Origin of the sequence: Phaeodactylibacter sp. (genome assembly GCF_022763345.1) — a bacterium.
Taxonomy (GTDB): domain Bacteria; phylum Bacteroidota; class Bacteroidia; order Chitinophagales; family Saprospiraceae; genus Phaeodactylibacter.
In genome coordinates, this window is sequence record NZ_JALEGS010000055.1 from 70,636 (window position 1) to 91,735 (window position 21,100).

Sequence of the window (21,100 nt, forward strand, 5' to 3'; positions counted from 1 at the left end):
AGCCTAAACAAATTGCAAAATAAAAAAAATCATCATGCAACGACTGCTTATCCTGCTGCTTGTTTGCAGCGGACCTTTTTTCTCCCGGGCTCAGGACAGCCTCAATATGACCGCCCTTTCCGTGTGGGATGACAACAGCCTCCCCTCCCTTGGATCGCTGAGCTACAATGATATCTGGGGATATACCGCCCCGGATGGCCGGGAGTACGCCATTTTGGGCAATGTGGGCACTACTGTGTTTTTTGACATCACCAGTCCGGAAGCGATCGTGGAAGTCGGCCGTTTCCCCGGTCAGCTCAACTCCGTTTGGCGGGATTACAAAACCTATGGTGCTTACGCCTACATGTGCGCAGACCAGGGCTCCGAAGGGCTGACCATCTTCGACCTGAGCCAACTGCCGGATACGGTGATTCAGGTCTCTCAGAGCACCGAATTCTTTACCCGGGCCCACAACATCTTTATCGATGAAGCGAACGGACGGCTGTACGTAGCCGGCGGCAATAATCCCTCTAATGGAGTCACCATCCTGGACCTGACACAAAACCCGGCAGCCCCTACCCTTTTGGGCAACCCGGTGCTGCCCGCCGGAGGGTACATTCATGACATCTTCGTTCGCGACAACATCGCTTTTTGCTCTCATGGTACAAGTGGCTTTTCCATTTATGACCTTTCCAACCCCACAAGCCCGGTGACACTCGGTACCCTGAGCAACTATCCTGAGCAAGGCTACAACCATTCCAGCTGGCTTCACGGAGATGGAAATTACCTGGTTTTCGCAGACGAAACTTTTGGCCGCAGCCTGAAAATGGTCGATGTGAGCGACCCGCTGGAAATGGAAGTCGTTGACCTTTTCAAATCAGAATTACTGGCACCACAGGCGACCGGCTCTATTGCCCACAACCCTTTTATCCGGGGAGATTATGCCATTATTTCCTACTATCATGAAGGCGTACAGATTTTTGACATTAGCGACCCGTTGAACGTGACCTCCTTTGCCTATTACGATACTCATCCGCAAAATACCAACTATCAGGGTTACGATGGCTGCTGGGGGGTGTACCCATTCTTTCCTTCTGGTACGATTATCGCCTCTGATACTGAAAATGGGTTGTACGTCCTTCAACCGGAGGGCTGGAGCTTTGAAAGCGAGCCGGTCTTCTCAGCCAGCCTGAGCCAAAGCGGAAGCGTGCAGCTTTGCGGAGAGGAAACCTTCACCCTCTCTGCCACCATCGCCGGGGATGGATGGATGTGGGAAAACAGCGGTACGCCTCTACCCGATGATCCAACAGCAAGCCTAAACATTCAGGAGCCCGGGCAGTACTACCTGGTCAACAATACCGGGACCTTCCCCACTTATTCCGATACCCTGACGGTCAGCATCACCGAGCTGCCTGCCTTTACAGGACTGCAAGCAACCTATACTTTCTGTCCCGGCGTACCCATGGAAATTGCCTTTGATGCGGAGCCGGACTTTGATTCTGTCCTGCTTTTGCAACAACCGGGCAGCGTATTGATTGAAAATACCGATATGGAGTCCTTCCTCCTTCCCGCACCTGGCAATTACAGCTTCCTGGGCATTCTGAATGATTGTACAACCGAATCTGCTGTCTTGGAAGCTGCTCAGTTGCCTGCCGCTCCCGCACCAGAGTTCCAGCCTTTCATTCCACCACTTTGTGAAGGGGACAGCCTGGCCCTGAGTGTGGAGCAAAGCCTGGGTTATGCCTACACCATTACAGACCTGGGGCTCACCTTCACGGATACAAGCCTGTTATTTGTACCCGCTGATTTATATGAAATTACTGCCAGCAACGGACAGTGCGACACCGTATTCGTATTTGGTGAAATACCAGCGCCATTGCCTGTGCCCGGTATTACACAAGTAGAGGACTCGCTGTTTTGCGACCTGACGAGCAGTGGTTTATTTATCTGGCTATACGAAGGCGTACCGGTAGATACCACTACAGTGCCTTATTTCCTGCTGAACGAGGAGGGTACTTATCAGGTGGGCGCTCAAAATGAGGCATTCTGCTGGGGGTATTCTGAACCAATTGAGGTGATGCTTAGCAGTACTAAGGATGCGCAGCTGCAGCAACTCCGGATTTTCCCTAACCCGGCGTACGGAGAGCTCTTCCTCGAAGGCCCGCTGAGGATTGAGGGAATTCAAGTTTTTAATGCACAGGGGCAGCGGGTTTTCCAGTCCTCGGTGTATGCTGGGCCACTTCAGATAGGCCATTGGGCGGCTGGTCCTTATTTTATTAGTATCAAGCGGGAAGGGTTGCCCTGGGTGCATTTGAAGTTTATTAAACGGTAGGAAAATGAAGAAGCCCGCCCTTCGCACTGTTGCGAAGGGCGGGCTTTGCTTTAGTCACGAACAGGATGCTACCTTAAAATGGTCACATCGCCTTTGATGATCTCTCCGCCACCGATATCCAGTCGCAGGATAAAGTAGTAGGTACCGTCGGGCAGGTTGGTGCCATCCATATTCTCTCCCTGCCAGTCATTGCCGTATGGCCGGGCCTGGAATACGATATCTCCCCAGCGGTTGAAGACGATCAATTCGTTATTCGGATATTCATCCGGGTTCAAAATCAGCTGGTCAAAGATCAGTGCATCATTCAAACCGTCACCATTTGGTGTGATACCATTAGGTGTTTCAATCTCCATGCTGTCGCGCTGTATGCTTACCTCAACGGAAGCGCTATCGCAAAGGGTTGGACAATCCACGTTGCAGATGACATAGCCAAAGGCATCTTGTGCAGGGCCAAAGAGGTTGGTGGTTAAGGTGTAGGTTACATCCCCGTCTCCCTGATCCGTCACATCACCCAGTGTTGGTTCACTAGTGAATTCAAAGGTAACACTTGGAACGCCGGTCAGAATATCGTTAGCCAGCAGAATTGCTTGCGCCTGATTTGAGCCCTGATCAACCGTCATGATATCATTTGCGGCATCCGGTGCCAATTGCGGCTCAACCGTGATAGTGCTTGAGCTAAAGTCAGGGCAGCCATCCTGTGAAAGGCTCCAGGTCAGTTCTACCAATTCCTTGCCCAGTCCGGTAACCACCGTAGCACTAAGGGAGTCTGACTGTAGTGTGCCGATACCGCTATTGAGGGTCCATTGCCCGGTCACCCCATCCGGCAGGTTAGCGCTAATGAAGGCATTGCCATCACAAGACACGCTATCGACTTGTGCCAGTGCGTCCGGCAGGCTGTCGTCAGGCAGGATGGAAACCACTTCAGATGTATCGGAACAACCGGTATTCGTATTCGTCACGATAAATAAGTAATCGCCGACTGCATCGACCGTAGCCGTCAGGTTGGTAATGGGCACCGGAGGCAGCCCCATGCCGCCCACTGCTACCCATTCGTAATCGTAGATCATACCTTCAGAAGAACCGGTACCATCCAGGGTAAGGGTATCGCCACAGCCCAGGATGTTGTCCGGAGCCGCACCCACAGCCATCGGCGTTTCGGGATCAAGCTGCACCGCTACCGTATCCATGGCTTCGCAACCATTGGTAGGATCTGTTACGGACAGGAAGTAGGTGCCCGCAGCGTCTACATCCACCAGGAAGGAACCGGTAGCCGGGGTAATATTGCCCTCCATGCTTGTCCATTCGATGTCAAACTCACCGTTGTTACCGTATAAAGAGGCATCAAGTGAAACGGTTTGACCAGGGCAGCCCAGGAAGTCAGGCATGGCAATTTCGCCTTCCGGTGCAGTAGTATCAGCAGCGACTTCAAAGATCACAGTGGAATCACAACCATTCATGTTGGAAGTCAGCGTCAACTGATAGGTGCCCGGCGCGTCTACGTTGGCAGTCAGGGTGCCGTCATTAGGCACGATGGTGCCACCGTTGTCAACACTCCAGACTGTTGTGAAGTCATTCGCATCACCCGTTGGTGCCGCGCTCAGCAGCACATTTTCTGTAATACAGGTAAAGTCTTCCGGTACTTCCAGCTGTACAGCCGGCGGATTCGTGTTCTCACTAACTGTAAGCGTATCTACCGTAGAGCATCCGGTTATCGTATTCGTCACCATAAACTGATACTGGCCTGGCGTTGTGACCTCAAGCGTGAGATCCGTACCCAGTTCCATGCCATCGATATCCATCCAGCTGTAAACCGTGGTATCAGGCAGGAATGTAGAACCGGAGGCGTCAAGGGCGATGGTAGACGCTGTACAAGTCAGTGACGGGGATTCATCGGCAAATTCGATATTGGGGAATTCGCGGATGTCGTTCACGACGATTTCATTTTCACCTACACAGCCGGAAACCGTATCTGTAACCATCAAGCTGTACACTCCTGGCTCCAAGATGCCTACCGTGCTGACATCACCGTCAAAGGCGACCCCGGGAGACCACTCGTAAACAAGATTCGTGCCCTCAAGTAAAGAATCGTTGGCCAAACTTACTTCCACATTGACGGTGTCAGGCGTATTGCAATCGTAGTCCAATACTCCAATATCAGTAGGCGCGCCAAAGACGATTTGCGGTACCGTACCTAAAGCTTCTACCTGTACGGGAGCTGAGCCAGCAGAACAGCCAGAAACCGTGTTTAATACTCTTAGGCGATAAATGCCCTCATTGAATACGGACGTTGTTATTTCATCAGGTCCGATAGCCAGGGTATCCACTACTGTTCCTCCATCAATAATCTGCCAAATGTAGATCAAATCATCTCCTATGGAAGAGCCGGTTCCATCCAGCGTACCGACCGGTTCGGGGCAGGTTAAATTCACCTCGTTCTCAACCACCACCGCCGTTGGCGTATCCTGATTGTTTTCCACAACTACGGTATCCGTTACAACGCAGTTGGAGACCACGTTTATCAGGGTCAGCACATAAATACCAGGCTCATTAGTTTGTACCGTCTGCCCGTTCAATGGAGAAATCAGGCTGCCTTCAATCGCGGACCACTGATATTGCACCGTAACAGTACTATCGCTGACGGTGGAGCCGGTGGCATCCAACATGACCTGTTGATTAATGCAATTCAGGGATAACATATCGGTCGCCAGTACGATTTCGGGTTCATCATCCAAGTCATCAACTTCACGGGTGAGGACCGTTTCACAGCCCGTGAGGTCATTGGTGACCGTTATAGTATACATTCCGGGTTCTGTTACCCGTCCAATGGTATCGTCCTCAATAATAGAAATGTTGTTCCCCCAATCGATCGTGAATGTACCCGGGTCGAGATCCACACTTGCAGAAAAGGTGACGGTATCCCGACTACAATTCAGATTCTGAGCCGGGGTCAGGGTCACCAGCGGAGGCATCGTATCCTGTACAACGAGGACGGTATCGGTGGCTACACAGCCCGAAAGTGTGTCGCGTACTGTTAGCACATAAAGCCCTGGTGCGCCAACCGGCTCTGTGATATTATCGCTCACATCACCCAGGGACAGGCTTCTCCAGTTGTAAGTCACATTAGGGCCCTGACCGGAAGCGGAGCCATCCAGCAATGCCGTCTCACTATCGCAGCTGATCAGGCCATCCACTACAGCAACAGCGGCAGGAGGGATCGTATCGTAAACTACGGTAACCATATCTGTAGCCGTACAGCCGGTTGCCTCATCGGTAATGGTAAGGTTAAAAGTACCCGGTACGGTGACCGTTGGCGTGAGCAGGTCTTCTGTCCCTGGGGCCAACTGACCACCATCGGGAGAACTCCAGTCGGCTAGTACAGCGTTGGGGTTAGCGTTGGTGACAACCGCATTCAATTGCACCTCATCTCCATTACAGTTGATGGCTGCGTCCTGGTCAATCATAACCATAGGCAATTCCGCCTCCGCTGAAACCACAGTGGAATCCAGCGCGGAACAGCCATTTTCGTTATTAATAACTTCGAAGAAGTACGTACCTGTCGTAGTGGTAGAGAAGGACTCTCCACTCGCTACTTCTGTACCCGTGTCATCCAGCCAACGAGCGGTATAATCCACAATATCTTCCGCCACAAAACCATTAAGGTTGGCCGCATCATTACAGCCGACGAATACTGAATCTGTACCCGGGCTGGCCAAAATGAATGGAGGAGTAGTATCAATATCTATTGTAACAGAATCCGTAGCACTACACCCGCTATCAATAAATGAAGTCGTGATCACGTAAGTACCGGAATCCGAGGCCATAATTTCTCTGGTATCCGCAGTGAAACCATTTGGCCCGGTCCAGCTATAATCCACGTTGTCCTCCTCTACTACAGAGAGCATGATGGAGGGGTTGTTACAATCAATTTGTCCTGGGTCTGCCTGCTCAAACTCCACCAAAGGCAGGTCTGGCGCCAGTAGCTCTAGCGTGTCCGTAATTACACAGCCGCTGCTATCATCCCGGACCTCGAAGGTGAATACGCCTGGCCCAATGGCCAGCAGGAAGCGGCTATCTGTGGCACCACAGATTTGCCCGCCCTGAGAAGCCGTCCATTCGTACACCACATTTGGGTTTTCAGTCACCTGAGTAGCCATAGCACTGATGAAGTTAGCGGTACTGCAATCCCCGCAGTTCGCGATACGGTCGGGGCCAACATCCGCAAAAAGATCAGCTCCGCCCACCGGTACAGTAATGGTGTCGATAAGGGAAAGCCCGGAATTGTCGAGGATGGTCACCACCACATCACCTGCACACAGGAATCGTGCGGTATTGCCAAATTGCGGCGGTGCAGTCTGCCAGCTAAAAGTATAAGGCGGCACACCACCAGAAACGACGAGTTGTACCTCCCCGTCACAAACACCAGGGCAGCTTACCGCTGTAATGATAGCCGTATCCAGGAAAAGCTTATCATTGATGCAAAGCTCTGCGGGCAAATCCAGTAGACTACCCGGGCCGTTAGCAGTGGTTACAGTTGGGTTTGGCGTTTCGTTGACCGAAATGGCGTAGCAGGTATCAGCTGGCCCCAGCAGCTCGAAGCACATTTCGAAGATCACAGCGGAATCGACAGCAGACAAAGGCTCGGCGCTTGTGAAATCGATACAGGCCGCACCAACCGGTTCTGCATCCAGATCGAAGTTTAGGTTCGGAATAAGCCCCGGATCAATAAATTCGGTAAAATTGAGGGAGCCCGGCGCCCAGTTGACGCAGAAGTCAGCTCCTGTAATATCTTCAAACTGCCCGACCTGGAAAGGTACACAAACGGTGTCCCGAAGGTCGCCTTCTACCTGACCGCCCACCAGCCAGAAACCATCGGGGCTGAGAATACAGTAGTCACCGCCGATGCCAGTCAGGCCAACATCTTCGTTATTCGAACTGGAAGTGATGACTTCCGCTACAATCGGATCATTCGCAATTTGTACCAGGTCACAGGTACCGGCAAGGTTTTCATCATCCGGAATTTGGAAACAAAGGGTAAAAATAGAGGTCCCATCTGCCAGGGTTACAGGCGAAGGAGGGTTCCAGTTGTTAAACAGAATCTGACCATTGGCGAAGCCCAGAGCATTCAGTGCTGCAGCACCACTGGGGAGGTTAACATTCTGAGGGCCAACTCCAATTAGATATTCCAGGTTTTCAGGTTCCCAAACGATGCTGAAGCGCATATCCTCTACATCGGTGAAATTGGTTACCGTGAAATCGAAACAAAGCGTATCCCCTGGCTGACCTTGCAGCCCACCGGTCAGTTCCATCACTACGCCCGGAGGCTGATTGACAGTCACTTCGCAGTTGGTAGGATTGATGCCGATATTGGGACCGTTGTTGATTTGGCCCACATCTGCATTATTGTTAATAAACTGGAAAGGGCTGTTGCCGCCGAGTCCAATCACATCAAAGCATACTTCAAAGATCACATCTCCCTCGTTCCGGGTTTGAGCAGAACCATCCCACTCAAAGCCAAGAACCCCGTTTTGGGTATTCAGTTCGTTAAAGTCAGCGGCGTTAAGGCCAGGCAAGTCAAAGCCCTGTACGCCGGTGTATTCCAGGATACTGGTATTCCACTGCATGAGGAAGCCCAGGTCAGTTACGTTTTGAAAGTTGGCACCTGCTTCTACGGCTACACAAATCTGATCGTTGACCGTTACCGGAGCACCACAGTTGGCGACTACCTGAACGCCTTCGGGGTTACAGGTCCCCACTTCAATCACTCCAGGGTTTTGCCCAACCTGAATGTTGGAGAAGCCGTTCATAAAATCATTCGTTGCTTCCGGGCGGAAGAAAGGCTGCCCGGGCTGCACATCAGCAATGGCCACATCAATATCCCTGGAGCAAGAGCCCGGTTTAAGCCGGAGGCACAATTGGAAAATAAGGGTAGAGTCTGCCAGAGAAAGGAGGTTCTCGGGCGGTGGAGCGCCCCAGGAAACCGTAATACTCCCTTCCTGTACCCCCATAGCGGTCTGCGGGTTACCAATATTGCCCGGCCCGAAGTTGGGCAGGTTTTGTGGAATAATCACGCTTTCGAAAGAAGCCAGTGTAGAGTCCCAAACGACGGGAAACTGAAAGGAAGACAAGCTGTCAAGCCCGGTAACTGAGAAGTCAATACAAACAAGGTCGCCCTCATTGCCCTGCCCACTCCCGATATCGACAATAAACGGGCGCACACAGGTGGATATGAAGGCAGGTTCCACAAAGGTTTGGGTGTTAACGCAGTTACTGTTGTCCTTGGTGGTGTAGCGGTTGGGGCCCACCGTCACGGTTGTAGAGCTACCATAAGTGCCAATAGCTCGGAGGCAGAGTTGAAAGATAACCGGACGGCAGGTGTTGTCGCAATCGTCGAGGGTCACGCCTTCGCCATCGTTAATCGTACTGCAATCCTCTACTTCCCACATCATATTCAGGGAACCGGCGCTGGTTTCTGTAAAGTTGGCCGCACTCAATCCAGGCAGGTTGAACCCTGTGACCTGAACAAATTCGAAAGCGGTGGAGTCCCACAAAATGTTGAAATCCGTTGTAGCGATGTTGGAGAAGTTTTGCACCGTAACATCAATGCATATCTCTTCATCAAGGCAAGGCGGATTTTCCGGCTGTTCAAAGTACATCGTATAAGCCACATTTTGGGCCTGCAACGAAAGTACGCCCCCGAAAAAGATAAAAAAGCCAAGGGAAAGAAGTCGTTTTTTCATGAGGATATGGAAATTGGGAAGTATGATCTGAAAATTCATGGGACTTTCACAATTTTTAGTGGGCCACCATACCTGGTGTTGGTCCGTTAGAGTATAGCAGTATAAGTGTTTGTCGTTGTTCGGCCATTAGGTCTAGCGATAAAGCGACATCGTCAGGTTGATTTCATGGGTGGCACCTGCAGAGGGGCCAAAGGAGCTGAAGGAATAGTCGAAACCATAGCCGATTCTGAACGTATTCTCATAACCAGCAAGGTCGCCCAGCATCACGCCCGTTTCGAGGTGAGCGTTACCGGCGGTGGAAGCACCTGCACCCACCCAAAAGTTGACCGGCGTGAAATACCGGAGGTTGAAGTCAACGTTTGTCGGCGCGCCCTCTGTGTATTTGATCCATACCGAAGGCTCAAGGAAGCTATTGTCATTCAGGAAGGCGTAAAAACCAAACATACCATAGTAGTGCTGCACCCGCTTGGTGCTGTACTCCCCTTCTTCATTCTGAAAGGTCAGGTCGAGGCCGAACACCTGAGGGACGGACAATCCACCGTAAATCATATTGTCGTTACGACCTACCATCCGGTAGTAATACAGGCCAACGCCCACATCCGGGAAGAACTGGGACTGATCAGTTGTACCGACGATGTCCCCCTGCTCACGCAAGCGGATCTGGGAAGCATCAACGCGGAAATTCACCGCGCCGGCGCTAAGCCCGACAACAAAGCCACCGGTTTCTGGGTCACCGGAAACAATACCGGCAATACGGCCATAAGCCCCGGTAAACCCGGTAGGCCCGGTTTGGTCATTGATCACATGGCCGCCAGCCATGAACGTAACGCCTGATCCGCGTGTATGTATATAGGAACCTCGCAGAGTCTGCGTTGTGGGCGCGTTGTCCAAACCCACCCACTGGGCACGGTAAGAAGCTCCAAAGGAAATGTTTTGGCCGAAGGCGAGAAAGTCGCTCTCAACAGCAGCAGGGTTGATCACCGTGGCATTCTCACGGTACTGCGTAAATAAGGAAAGCTGCTGAGCATTAAGGCTGGCAGCCGCTGCGAGAACCAGGAACAATAGCTTGTACTTAAGTCGCGTCATGGGATGAGTTTTTGAGATGCGCAAATTTAGAAAATTTATACGCTCGAAAAACGAATGATCTGTCATTAATTATAAAAAATAACATATAATAAAGTCCAAGATGCGTAAGAAAGTGCAGTACAACCAATTGAACAGGTGAGGATAGCATGCCATTCACCTATAACAGTGAATAAGCAGTGCATATAACGATTAACCTGAAATGACGGGCGACCCGGCATTCCAACCTCAATCCAACAATATGTAGTTCTGTACCTCTAAAGCTCTTGCGTGGCTGAACGTCGACAGCAGGTCATAATCCAAAACGCAAAGTACGCTTTCTTATTTCCTGCCGTGCGTAGCGACCACTTACGCTTGAAAGAAAAAGCCTCTGATTAGGAGATTTTTTATTCCCGGGCTTTCACCTTTGCGCACAGCAAATGCCCAGGTTTTCCAAGCGAGACCAAATTTAGGCGTTTGGTTTTAGATTAGTGTATTTTATCTATGATAATTTTAGCCGATATTGAGGTGCTTTTTATCACCCCGGCTAAAACACCACACCACAATACACTGAAAATCAAATCAATACGCAACATTGAAAATCGGTCACACCTAAAAAATACGCAAACCTCCGCAAAGTGTGCCCCAACTGAGGTAAGCGAAGAAATCCCGTAAAGCAGCAAGAGGCTGCACGTAAACAAGCCGCCCCGAAAATAAATCCTGAATTACGTTTACCGGGATAAGTAAAAGGAACTTTTGGTGATTTTTGGCTCAGGCTCGGTGGAGATCGCATAGGTGAAACCCTTATGCAACGCATAGCCTCCGTAGGTGCCGTCCTTCCGCAAGGCTAGAAAACACACCTGAAATTCTTCGTAGTTTTTCTGCTTTTTCACCACGCGCTCTACAGCCGCTCTACAGGCTTCTTCTGCGGTACGGCCCTGCCGCATCAGCTCCACGACGAGAAAGGAGCCACATACCTTGACAATCGCTTCTCCCATTCCTGTAGCCACCGCACCACCAACTTCGTTATCGACAAACAAGCCTGCGCCAATAATCGGTGAGTCTCCCACCCTGCCATGCATTTTGAAAGCGAGCCCGGAGGTGGTACAGGCACCGGAGAGGTCTCCTTGCTGATCCATAGCCAGCATTCCAATGGTATCGTGGTTCTCAATATTGATAATAGGCTTGTACTTCGCTTCTTTTTGCCAGACTTTCCAGGCTTTCTCCGCCTCCGGTGTGAGCAGATTTTCTTCCTGAAACCCATTCTCCAGCGCAAACTGACGTGCGCCTGCGCCGGCAAGCATGACATGTGGTGTGTCTTCCATGACCTTGCGTGCTACTGAAATGGGATGCTTAATGTCTTGTAAAAAGCAAACCGAACCGCAATCTCCCGCGGCATTCATAATGCTCGCGTCGAGGGTTACGTGCCCGTCCCGGTCCGGCCGCCCTCCGTACCCTACAGACATATCTTTTGGATCGGCTTCAACAGTCTTTACCCCTTCTTCCACCGCATCTAAAGCGGGCTTCCCGGAAGCTAAAGCCGCCCAGGCTGCCCGGTTCGCATTGACGTTGTTCCAGGTAGAGATCACGACGGGGCCTTCGGCATTTTTTCCACTTTTTGCCCGAAGCAGAGCAGGAGCAACGGTTAGCCCGATGGTCCCTCCAAGCACTTTTTCAATAAATTTCCTTCTGGAAGACATATGTGTTTTGGTTATTATTTGGTCAATGGAAACTGCCCCGGGCAGGTTTCTGTCATGGGAAAGGTACAAATTCTTTTGAAAAATTATTCAAAAGTTGAACACACCAGTAGCTTGCGAAGGCAGGATAGTGGGCAGTGGCAATTCTTGAGGAAGCGGTTTTTTGGCGGGGGCACGCAGTTGCTTCAGCCATTCAAAAAGAGGCTCATAGGTTTCTTCCAGAATTTTTAGCCGGACAGCCTCGGCGCTGCCCTGACAGACCAATGCTTCATCCGTCAGTACGCCATCGGCATCGGTATCCAGGACCGGGCAACCGAAACGCCCTAAAGGACCAGACAACCTTGGGCAGTGGTCATCCATGTCTGCTAATCCATCGCCGTCTGAATCCGGGCAGCCTTGCGTTTGTTTGCTGCCTTTGATGTTTGGGCATCTGTCCTCCCGGTCAGCAATGCCATCGAGGTCCGTATCCGGGCAGCCGTTGAGGCTACGTGGGCCGGGCTCGCCCAGGCACAGATCCTCGAGATCTTCCACGCCATCTCCATCTTTATCCGGACAGCCGAATGCCGACCAGTTGCCTTTGATCTTTGGGCAATGGTCTTCTTCATCGGCAATCCCGTCCCTGTCCTGATCTTTTGGCAAAAGCCGGAACGTAACCGTAAGCGCCCCTGAAGGCAGCCAGTCCGGCGTGGCAGGGTTCCCGGCTTCGCTAATACCGTCCAGATGGTCCGTAAATGCGGTGGCCGTGCTGAATTCGAAGCCTACCACCATGCTACGGGTGACATCGGCTTTAAGCCCTACACCTACAGGGAGTATAAATCCATGCTTTGGGTAGGACTGAGCCTGATCTTTGGCAATGCCCTCTGATTTGAATTCCGTATTGGCGCTGTCGAAGTTCGCTTCTGCGGTATACCCTACCCAGCCGCCGCCGATGTACAAATAAGGAGAAAGGACCCGTTTGAACTGCCTTGGCCCCGGATACCGGCGCTGCCCAAAGGGCTCCCACTCAACCGCCAATGCAGCAGTGCCTATCGAGGATTGAAAGCTATAGTTTCTGTTGGTGAAGCGGGGCAGGTCTACGCCGCTCAGTTCAGTATAAGTAAGATGGGTGCGGATGGCCCACTCCGGATGCAGGTGGTACCGGGCCAGAAACCCGTACAGCCCTCCTGTTTCGTCCAGTTCCGGGAACATCGTTTCGGTGAGCTCCCCCTGATAGCCCGAAAGGCCAGCCAGGAAACCGCCTTCCCATTTTGCAGGTTGCGCCTGCATCTGCCCCAGCAACAGAACCGCCAGGGCTGTGAAGTAAATCGTGTGTAGCCTCATTGTTTATCGAATTCAATATGCCGGAAAGCTCCCTCCGGCTTATACCACGTTTTCCCGTTACTTTTTGTAACGACCTTAATGTTGTTTATGCTGGACGAATGGATGGATGTGCCCCCGAATTGGGGTATCTGGGCGTTTTCTCTCGTGAAGGGGGGAATAATTACACAATGCAAGGTACGGCTTATGTGTCACATACCAAAAAAACGAATAACAATTAACAAGATTCCATCGGTTCCTAAAACAGCCGTTTGCGTTGAAAGTACCAGGTGACAAGCAGGCTAAGGCTTATCGATACCGCAACGATGATTGGAAGGGCGTAGGGCTTGCCTTCTAATGGCAAGGGGATGTTCATCCCGTAAAACGAGGCCACTAGTGTAGGCACCATCAAAATAATGGTAATCAGCGTGAGCCGCCGAATGGTGATATTGAGGTTGTTGGAGATAATCGAGCCGTAAGCGTCCATCGTCCCGTTCAGGATATTGGTGTAAATGTTCGCCATTTCAAGGGCCTGACTGTTGTCGATGATGATATCCTCAAAAAGGTCGGATTTGTCCTCATCATCCCGGATTTTAAGGAAGTCCGTACGCTTCATCTTCATTTTCAGCAGTTCGTTGGCGCTGAGGGAGTTCACGAAGTAGACGAGGCTCTTTTCAATGCTGAGGAGCTGCTTGAGTTCTTTATTCCGGCTGGAGTCGTAAAGCTCCTTTTCAATCAGGTTCCGCTTAAGGTTAAGTTTTTTCAGACAGGTCAGAAAGCGGTAGACATTTTGCTCCATGATTTGAAGCACGAATGCACTTTCGTCATTGGTGTTGAAGCCGCGGACCTTACCGTCCAGGAACAACTGCAGGACCGGGTTTTCGTAAGCCGTAATTGTGATAAACTGGTCTGGCGTCAGAATGATACCGATCGGAACGGTAATGTAAATGGCATCGTTTTCTTCCTCTATCTCATTGAGAATGGGCGTATTTACCACAATGAGGCGGATGTCGTCCTCCCGCTCGTAGCGCGATCGTTCGTCAATGTCAAGGGAGTCGGTTAAGAAGTCGAGTGGGATATCAAATTGCTGAGAAAGCTCTTCCAGTTCCTCGTGGCTGAATGGCGGAGAGATGTTCACCCAGCAGCCATACTGCGGCTCTTCAAGCTCCCGTAGCGTTCTGTCCTCTTTGGTGTAGTACCGGATCATGGCTGCTCTTGGTCAATTTGAGGAATCGGACTTCGTCCACAAACATACAATTTATCATCACTTAAACCTAATGGCTTTGACAGGGCTTATGCTGCTGACCAGATAGGAAGGCAATAACAGAAAAACCAGCGTAATGACAAGGGTACCCAGATTAATCATCAAAATAGGTAAAGCCTGCAGTGCAATCGGAGCCGTGCTTAGGTAGTAGTTTTCTTCTGAAAGCCGGATGAGCTCAAACTGATCCTGCAGCACACACAGCCCAATGCCGAAGAGGTTGCCCCAAAAAAGCCCCACTACGATAATATAGGCCGCGTAATACAGGAAGACCTTGCGAATGCCCCAGTTGGAGGTCCCCAGCGCTTTGAGGGTACCAATCATATTGGTGCGCTCCAAAATCAAGATCATCAGCGCTGTAACCATATTAATGATTGCCACAATCACCATCAGTGATAAGATGACGACCTCATTGATATCCTGAAGGTCCAGCCAGTCGAATATTTCCGGTAGTTTCCGGCGGATGCTTTCGGCATACAGGTCAGCAGGCAGCTCTTCGTAGTAAATGTAGTCAGTATAAGCCTCCAGGTCATCAATATCATCAATAAAGACTTCAAAGCCACTAACCTGATCTTTTGTCCAGCCCAGCAGGCGCTGTATCTGCCGGATGTCCACCAGCGCAAACTTCTGATCGTACTCTTCAAGCCCCGTCCGGTAAACCCCGCTAACGAAAAAACGGCGCTGCAACTGCTCGCCCTTCTCTACAAAGTGGACAATAAAAGTATCCCCGGTATCGACCTGAAGGCGTTTGGCTGTTTGGGCAGAAATCAGGATATCCCGCGACATTTCCTCCTCCGGAAGTGACAACCGCTTACCTCGCTTGATATACTGATCCATAAATGCCCAGTCGAAGTCTTCACCTACTCCCTTAAGAATGATGCCTTCGATGTCCTGATCTTCTCCCTTGCCTGCCTCGATGATCCCGGGCTTGATGGCAAACACCTGAATGTGCCGGATGCCGCCCTTTGTGGTGTACGTCCGTTCCACCCGTTTGCCCATGAAGGGTTCCTGCATGCGGTAGGAAACGCCTTTGATCGTATCCAAATGCGGATAAAAATCCTGATCTTTTTTGATGGGAAAAGCTTCGAGCATGGACTGGTTGATGTCCGTGTCGGTAATATGAATGTGTCCCCAGAAGCCAAAGATTTTAGCTCGGATTTCCTGCTTAAACCCGGCAATCAGCGCATTGGAGCAAATCATGACCGTTACACTCAGGGCGATAGCCACCACAGCGATCCGAATGATCAAGCGCGAAAAGGATGCCTGACCGGAGCCGGCAACTCGCTTTGCTATGAAATACGGGAAATTCATATACGGCCAAAGATAACCGATTCTTTGACAAATACGGTACGAAATGTAATTGCCGGGGCCCGAAGAGATTACTCCTTGCAGGCCCAGGCCGGTTACCGGTAAGTCTGCAAACGCTCTTCGTCTTCCGCTGTAGCAGGTTCCAGTGTAACGGCTGTGCCGCCTCCCGGCGCCAGGTCCAGCTTCAGGGTCGTGCTCTGGTCTACCAGAAAGGACTCAATGAGGAAAGCAGAAGGGTTTTCATCCCAGTGAGCGCCCTCTCCATCCCTGTAGATGGTCACTTTGTAATTGGCCCCTGCGGGCAGGAAGTCCAGTGAAGCTTCAAGGGAGCGCTCCTGCTCATCGGTAATGCTGCCCAGGAACCAGCGATCAGTCCCGCGCTCCTGACGGGCGATGGTCACGTAGTCGCCAACCTCACCGTTGAGCACTTTGCTCTGCTCCCAATCTACGCCAACCTCCCGGATGAACTCGAAGGCGGGATGGTCTTCGTAGTGCTCGGGCAGGTCGGCTGCCATCTGCACCGGACTATAGATGACCACATAGAGGGCTAACTGATGGGCCAGCGTAGTGTTGATCTGGCTTTCTTCCTTATATGGTGCCAGCTTCATGTTAAAAATGCCCGGCGTAAAATCTATTGGGCCAGCCAGCATGCGGGTAAAAGCAACCGTGGGCAAATGATCGGGAGGGTTACCGCCTTCCACCGACCAGGCATTGAATTCCTGCCCACGTAAGCCTTCCCGGGAAATCGCATTCGGGAAAGTACGCCGTATGCCAGTAGCTTTGATCGGCTCATGGGCATTAACGGCCACTTCATATTCGGCTGCCGTTTCCAGCACCTTGCGGTAATGGTTGACCATCCACTGGCCGTGGTGGTACTCTCCGGCTGGGATGATTTTACCCACGTAGCCTGTTTTTACGCTGTGGATGCCCAGGCGTTGCATAAGGGCGTAGGCGGTATCGAGCTGCTGCTCGTAGGTACGCGGCGCGGCTGAGGTTTCGTGGTGCATAATCATTTCTACGCCTTTCTCTTTGGCGTAACCCACCACCTCCTCCAGGTCATAGTCTTCGTAGGGTGTCACAAAGTCAAATACGCCCTCCCGGTCCTCAAAGCCGATCCAGTGTTCCCAACCGGTATTCCAGCCTTCCACAAGCACTGACCCGATATTGTTTTCAGCAGCGAAGTCGATGTAGCGCTTTGCATTTTCAGTGGTTGCGCCGTGTTTGCCGCTGGCCATATCCCAGGAAGACTTGCCGAGGTGCATTTCCCACCAAATCCCCACGTACTTGGTGGGCTTAAACCACTCCACATCGCCCAATTGATTGGGCTCATTGAGGTTTACAATCAGGTTGGATTCGATCAGGCCGCCGGCATCGGGGCTTACCTGTACGGTACGCCATGGGGTATGGAAGGGCAGTTTCCGCTTTACCTTATAAGGCGTGCGCTCTGAACCGACCAAATTACTGGTAAGCTTGTAGGTGTCATTGTCCACCATAAGCGTCATGCCTGCGTAGTCCGTCAGGGCAGCTTCATGGAAACTCAGGTGCAGCCCGTCTGCTGTCCGCATCGTCACCGGCGTATTCACCGCATTGACGGGTATGAAGGTTTGGGCCAGATTGGGATGATCCCGCTTGCTCAGCGCATCAATGCCAGAGACAGAGGTCTCATTGTACAAATGTTCGTAAATATCCCAGTCGCCGGGAATCCACCAGGCAGTGTGGTTGCCAGTGAGTTGAAACTCGGTACGCTCCTCGGCAATTTCCAAGGCTTCCAGCCCTTCCTGTTCCGGAAATTCATACCGGAAGCCAAAGCCATCATCGTAGATCCGGAAGATCAGGCGCATCTTGCGATTGGGCGGCGGTATTTCACGGACCTCCACAGCAAGCTCGTTATAGTTGTTGGACACTTCCCGCTGCTCGCCCCAGGGCATTTCCCACACGTCATTCACGGCCCGAGTGGAATAGTCTGTCATTTCAAAGCCGGTGCGAAGGCTTGGTGCATCTACCAGCTCAAATCCCAAAGCAGAGGTGTCCAGAAGGGCGGCCTCTCTATACCGGGCCCAGTAGACCGGCTCTCCTTCTTCAGTAAGCGTAAATTGTAATTGCAAATCGCCACTTGGAGAAGAGATTTCCAATATCTTGTCCATTTCTTTGTCTTTTGCGCAGCTGGGCAGCAGAACAGCGGCCAACAGGGGAAGGCACCAATGGTATCTCATATATTTAGTTGGATTTCGTTGTTGTACTAAAAGCCTACACTTTCATCAAATCTTCCACCACAGCAGGCACCCCCTGTGTAGCAGGGGCATCGATCACCTTCAGATCAGCAATCAGGCTCAGTTCGTAATTGATGGAAGGGTTAGGGTCAACGTAGTAAATTTTCCGGGCTTTCTGAGCGAAACCGACCAGTCCGGCAGCAGGATAAACCTGCATGGAGCTGCCAATGATCATAATGATATCCGCATCCAGAACTTCCAGCGCAGCCTCCTCCAACATAGGAACAGCTTCTCCAAACCAAACGATATGAGGCCGGAGCTGATGGCCTTTTTCACAGGTATCGCCAATATTGAGGTCTTCTTTCCAGTCGTAGACCAATTCCGGGTGCTTTGTGCTGCGCACCTTGAAAAGTTCGCCGTGCAAATGGAGCACATTGCTGCTCCCACCCCGCTCGTGCAGGTCGTCTACATTCTGAGTAACAACGGTCGTATTGAAAATATCCTCCAGAGCAGAGAGGGCTTCGTGTCCGGAATTCGGCCTCACCTCATGCAGTTGACGCCGGCGCTGATTGTAAAAATCCAGTACCAGCTCAGGATTATTGCGCCAGCCCTGAGGAGAAGCCACTTCCATGACATCATGCCCTTCCCAAAGACCGTCATCGTCCCGAAAGGTCTTTATGCCGCTTTCGGCGCTCATCCCGGCGCCGGTCAATATCACTAGTTTGTCCATATCGTTTGCACTGAAAATTAGATTCCTAAAGATACACAATCGGTGCAGACTGTAAAAACTAATCCCTCAACTTGAGCAGGGCTGCTTTTACATAACCATCCCAACCGCCCATAGAGACTTTCCACCACCACTGGTTGGTTTTTTCCAGCAATTTCAACTCCGTATCTACCGGCATACGGGAAATGACGCCCGAACTGGAATTGGGGGCTTCCCGCAGGCTCGTCCGCTGTGTCAGCAGGTAAGTGGCGTAGGGTGGCGCGTAAGCGATGGGGTACCCGCTCTCTGCTTCATCAGATGCAGTCACAGCTTTTTCAGGTTCAATATCAACAGCAGGCTCCGGTTCATTCGCTGGCATTTCGGGCTCAGGCGCTGTTTCCGTTAGCGGTGCCTGTTCGGGCATCGGTTCGGGTGCCGGTGTTTCCACCGCTTCAGGGACAAGGGTTTCGGGCGCTGATCCGCTGAGTTCAGCTGCGGGAGCAGGCGCCTGTGATTCTGCTTCAGGCTTTGGCTGATCAGGGGTTTCCGGGCTTTCAGGTGAGTCAGGTACCTCTGAGGCTGCTGCATCATTTGCGGTCTCTTCTTCGGCGGCAATCAGGAAAACGACCTGGTTCAAAGAGGATTTCCGCTCCGGCTGGAAGTCGACAATAAGGCTGTCGTAGCTGGCAGATTTCACAACGGCCTGATAAGGTGCCCGTTCGGCAGAGAGCTGCATATTTATCCGGCCACCAAAAGCTGCTTCCGTCTGTATGAGTTTGTAATACCCTCCTTGTTCTATCCGGTAAACGTCTACGCTCGCCTCTTCAACCAGCCCAAGGTCCTGATTGTCCCGTAGTTCAAGCTTAAAGGGGAAAAGTTTTAGCCCATCTGCGTTAGCGGGGTGGTTCTCCGGGTAGTTGTCTTCTTCATCAGGGTAGGTGAGCAATGGTGCCTGTGCGGATGGCTCAGGGGCATCGGTGGCTATAATCTCGGTCGTAGCGGGCTCAGGCTCCGCAATTGTGGCCTCCGCTTCCGGTGCCTCAGCAGCTACCGGCGCTTCGGCAGGCTGAGTTTTAGCAGGCACGTTAACAGGTTCGGGCATTTCCGAATCCAAACCACGCGCAGCAGCCAGTTTTAAATCTGATTGTTTGCGCCCAAAAGTCAAATTGAGCCCTGCCCGGAAGTTCGCTCCATCGAGGCGCTCCTCATTGGTCACAGCAGACAGGTTGTCAGCAATGGCATAAACCTGAAGCGGCCCCAGTTTAAGGGCTGCATTGGCCCCCAGGCTGTTAAAAGTACCGTTTTGCATGGTGTAAACGCCGCCTACACTGAGAATACGCCCTAAAGAAAACCGGGTACTCAAAGAAAGGGCTGTGAAGGTGCCGCCGGTAAAAAACTCATTGTACAAAAGCCCACCGACATCCCAAAAAGGGAAGAGCTGATAATTCGCGCCCAGGTAAGTGCGGGGCGCAAGGGCCTGCGTGTAAGCGACATTCGAGGTGGCTTCAAAGGTGCCTACCGTATCAATGCCGGGGACCACTTCAAAGTCTTCTCCATCGTCCAAGTTAGCGGCATCCACGCCTTCAAAGTTGACGGTGCCCGTCAGGTTGACTTTTTGTGTGGCATTTTTCCAACGGATGCTGCCCAGGTTGAGCAGGGATGCAGATAGGGTCAGCCGGTCGCCCATGAGGTACTCTGCCCCCAGATCGAATGACCAGCCGGTATTGCCATTGGTAAACCGCCGCAGCCCGGCACCGCCTTCCGGCTCCACGCCATCCGTGTCCAGCGCATCACCGAAATTCTCAAATCCTTCTATGGTCTGATCGAGCAGGTTGAATTGCCCGGCACCATAATAAAAGGCTTCATAGTCCAGCTCGGCAGTCGTTTGGTAAATATCGCTGCTCTGCATCAGGGTCAGCCCGCTGCGGTTGGTCACAAAACTTCCAGCACCCAGCAAACGGTTGATACGCAGGCCTACTGCGAGCCTTGGATTGACTTCATAGTTCAGGCCCAGCCCAATTTTCTGATACGCGATCAGATCAACTGATGGACCGATATTGAGGGGCTGATCAAGGTATTGCTCAGTCCCTTCCCATACCGTTTGCAGCAGGGCTTCCGGAAGGGTGAATTCAGCATCCATTACACTACTCGTGGACAGGCTGACGAAAAACTTGCCGACTCTGCCGCCTACGCCCAGCCCATCAACTATAGTAGAGTTCTTCAGGACCAAATCGCGTTCCAGCTCGCCTACCACACCATCCAGGTTGAGGTAATTGGTATTCTCCGCGCTGTTGTATTCAAATAGCCGCTCCTGATTGATGCCAATCGCATTCAAACTGGTATGCACTGAAGGCAGCGAAACAATGAATTCCTGACGGGGGAAAAAGCCAGGGTTAAGATGGCTGGCATTCCAAACATCGCGCATTTGGAACAGCCCGTATTCCTGAGCCGGAAGCACCCAACCCATCAGAAGCAGCAAAGCAGTGATTATAAAACGATACATAACGAGGGG

At 51.7% G+C, this 21,100-nt stretch carries 10 protein-coding genes; 1 reads left to right on the plus strand and 9 read right to left on the minus strand.

Translation table 11 applies throughout. The features are described from left to right. Positions 1-34 precede the first annotated feature (34 nt). The gene (locus tag MRY86_RS15555) at positions 35-2,311 is read left to right on the plus strand and encodes a choice-of-anchor B family protein (RefSeq protein ID WP_293568699.1); all 2,277 of its coding nucleotides are present in this window, start codon (positions 35-37) and stop codon (positions 2,309-2,311) included. A gap of 68 nt (positions 2,312-2,379) precedes the next feature. Here the strand turns inward: MRY86_RS15555 and MRY86_RS15560 are convergent, their stop codons facing one another. The 9 genes from MRY86_RS15560 to MRY86_RS15600 all read right to left on the minus strand — a co-directional run bounded on the left by MRY86_RS15560 (position 2,380) and on the right by MRY86_RS15600 (position 21,091). Further along, positions 2,380-9,048 carry a gliding motility-associated C-terminal domain-containing protein gene (locus tag MRY86_RS15560; RefSeq protein WP_293568701.1) on the minus strand — a complete coding sequence of 2,223 codons (6,669 nt, stop codon included), beginning with the start codon at positions 9,046-9,048 and terminating at the stop codon, positions 2,380-2,382. Between the two features lie 132 nt (positions 9,049-9,180). Continuing rightward, complete coding sequence (locus MRY86_RS15565; RefSeq protein WP_293568703.1) at positions 9,181-10,134, minus strand: PorP/SprF family type IX secretion system membrane protein; 954 nt, start codon at positions 10,132-10,134, stop codon at positions 9,181-9,183. A 707-nt stretch (positions 10,135-10,841) separates the two neighbouring features. Then, positions 10,842-11,810, minus strand: a complete 969-nt coding sequence (locus MRY86_RS15570; protein ID WP_293568705.1) for a N(4)-(beta-N-acetylglucosaminyl)-L-asparaginase — start codon at positions 11,808-11,810, stop codon at positions 10,842-10,844. A gap of 87 nt (positions 11,811-11,897) precedes the next feature. Then, positions 11,898-13,127, minus strand: coding sequence for a DUF6089 family protein (locus MRY86_RS15575; RefSeq protein ID WP_293568707.1), 1,230 nt, complete (start codon positions 13,125-13,127; stop codon positions 11,898-11,900). A gap of 235 nt (positions 13,128-13,362) precedes the next feature. After that, the gene (locus MRY86_RS15580; RefSeq protein WP_293568709.1) at positions 13,363-14,310 is read right to left on the minus strand and encodes a magnesium transporter CorA family protein; all 948 of its coding nucleotides are present in this window, start codon (positions 14,308-14,310) and stop codon (positions 13,363-13,365) included. Between the two features lie 57 nt (positions 14,311-14,367). After that, positions 14,368-15,612 (minus strand): FtsX-like permease family protein, encoded by a 1,245-nt coding sequence (locus MRY86_RS15585; protein WP_293568711.1) that lies wholly within the window; start codon positions 15,610-15,612, stop codon positions 14,368-14,370. Positions 15,613-15,767: 155 nt separating this feature from the next. After that, on the minus strand, positions 15,768-17,816 hold the full coding sequence (locus MRY86_RS15590) for a glycoside hydrolase family 97 protein (protein WP_293568713.1): 2,049 nt from the start codon (positions 17,814-17,816) through the stop codon (positions 15,768-15,770). Positions 17,817-17,919: 103 nt separating this feature from the next. Then, positions 17,920-18,612, minus strand: a complete 693-nt coding sequence (locus tag MRY86_RS15595; RefSeq protein WP_293568714.1) for an NAD-dependent deacylase — start codon at positions 18,610-18,612, stop codon at positions 17,920-17,922. A gap of 58 nt (positions 18,613-18,670) precedes the next feature. Next, on the minus strand, positions 18,671-21,091 hold the full coding sequence (locus MRY86_RS15600) for a DUF5723 family protein (RefSeq protein WP_293568716.1): 2,421 nt from the start codon (positions 21,089-21,091) through the stop codon (positions 18,671-18,673). Between the last annotated feature and the right edge of the window lie 9 nt (positions 21,092-21,100).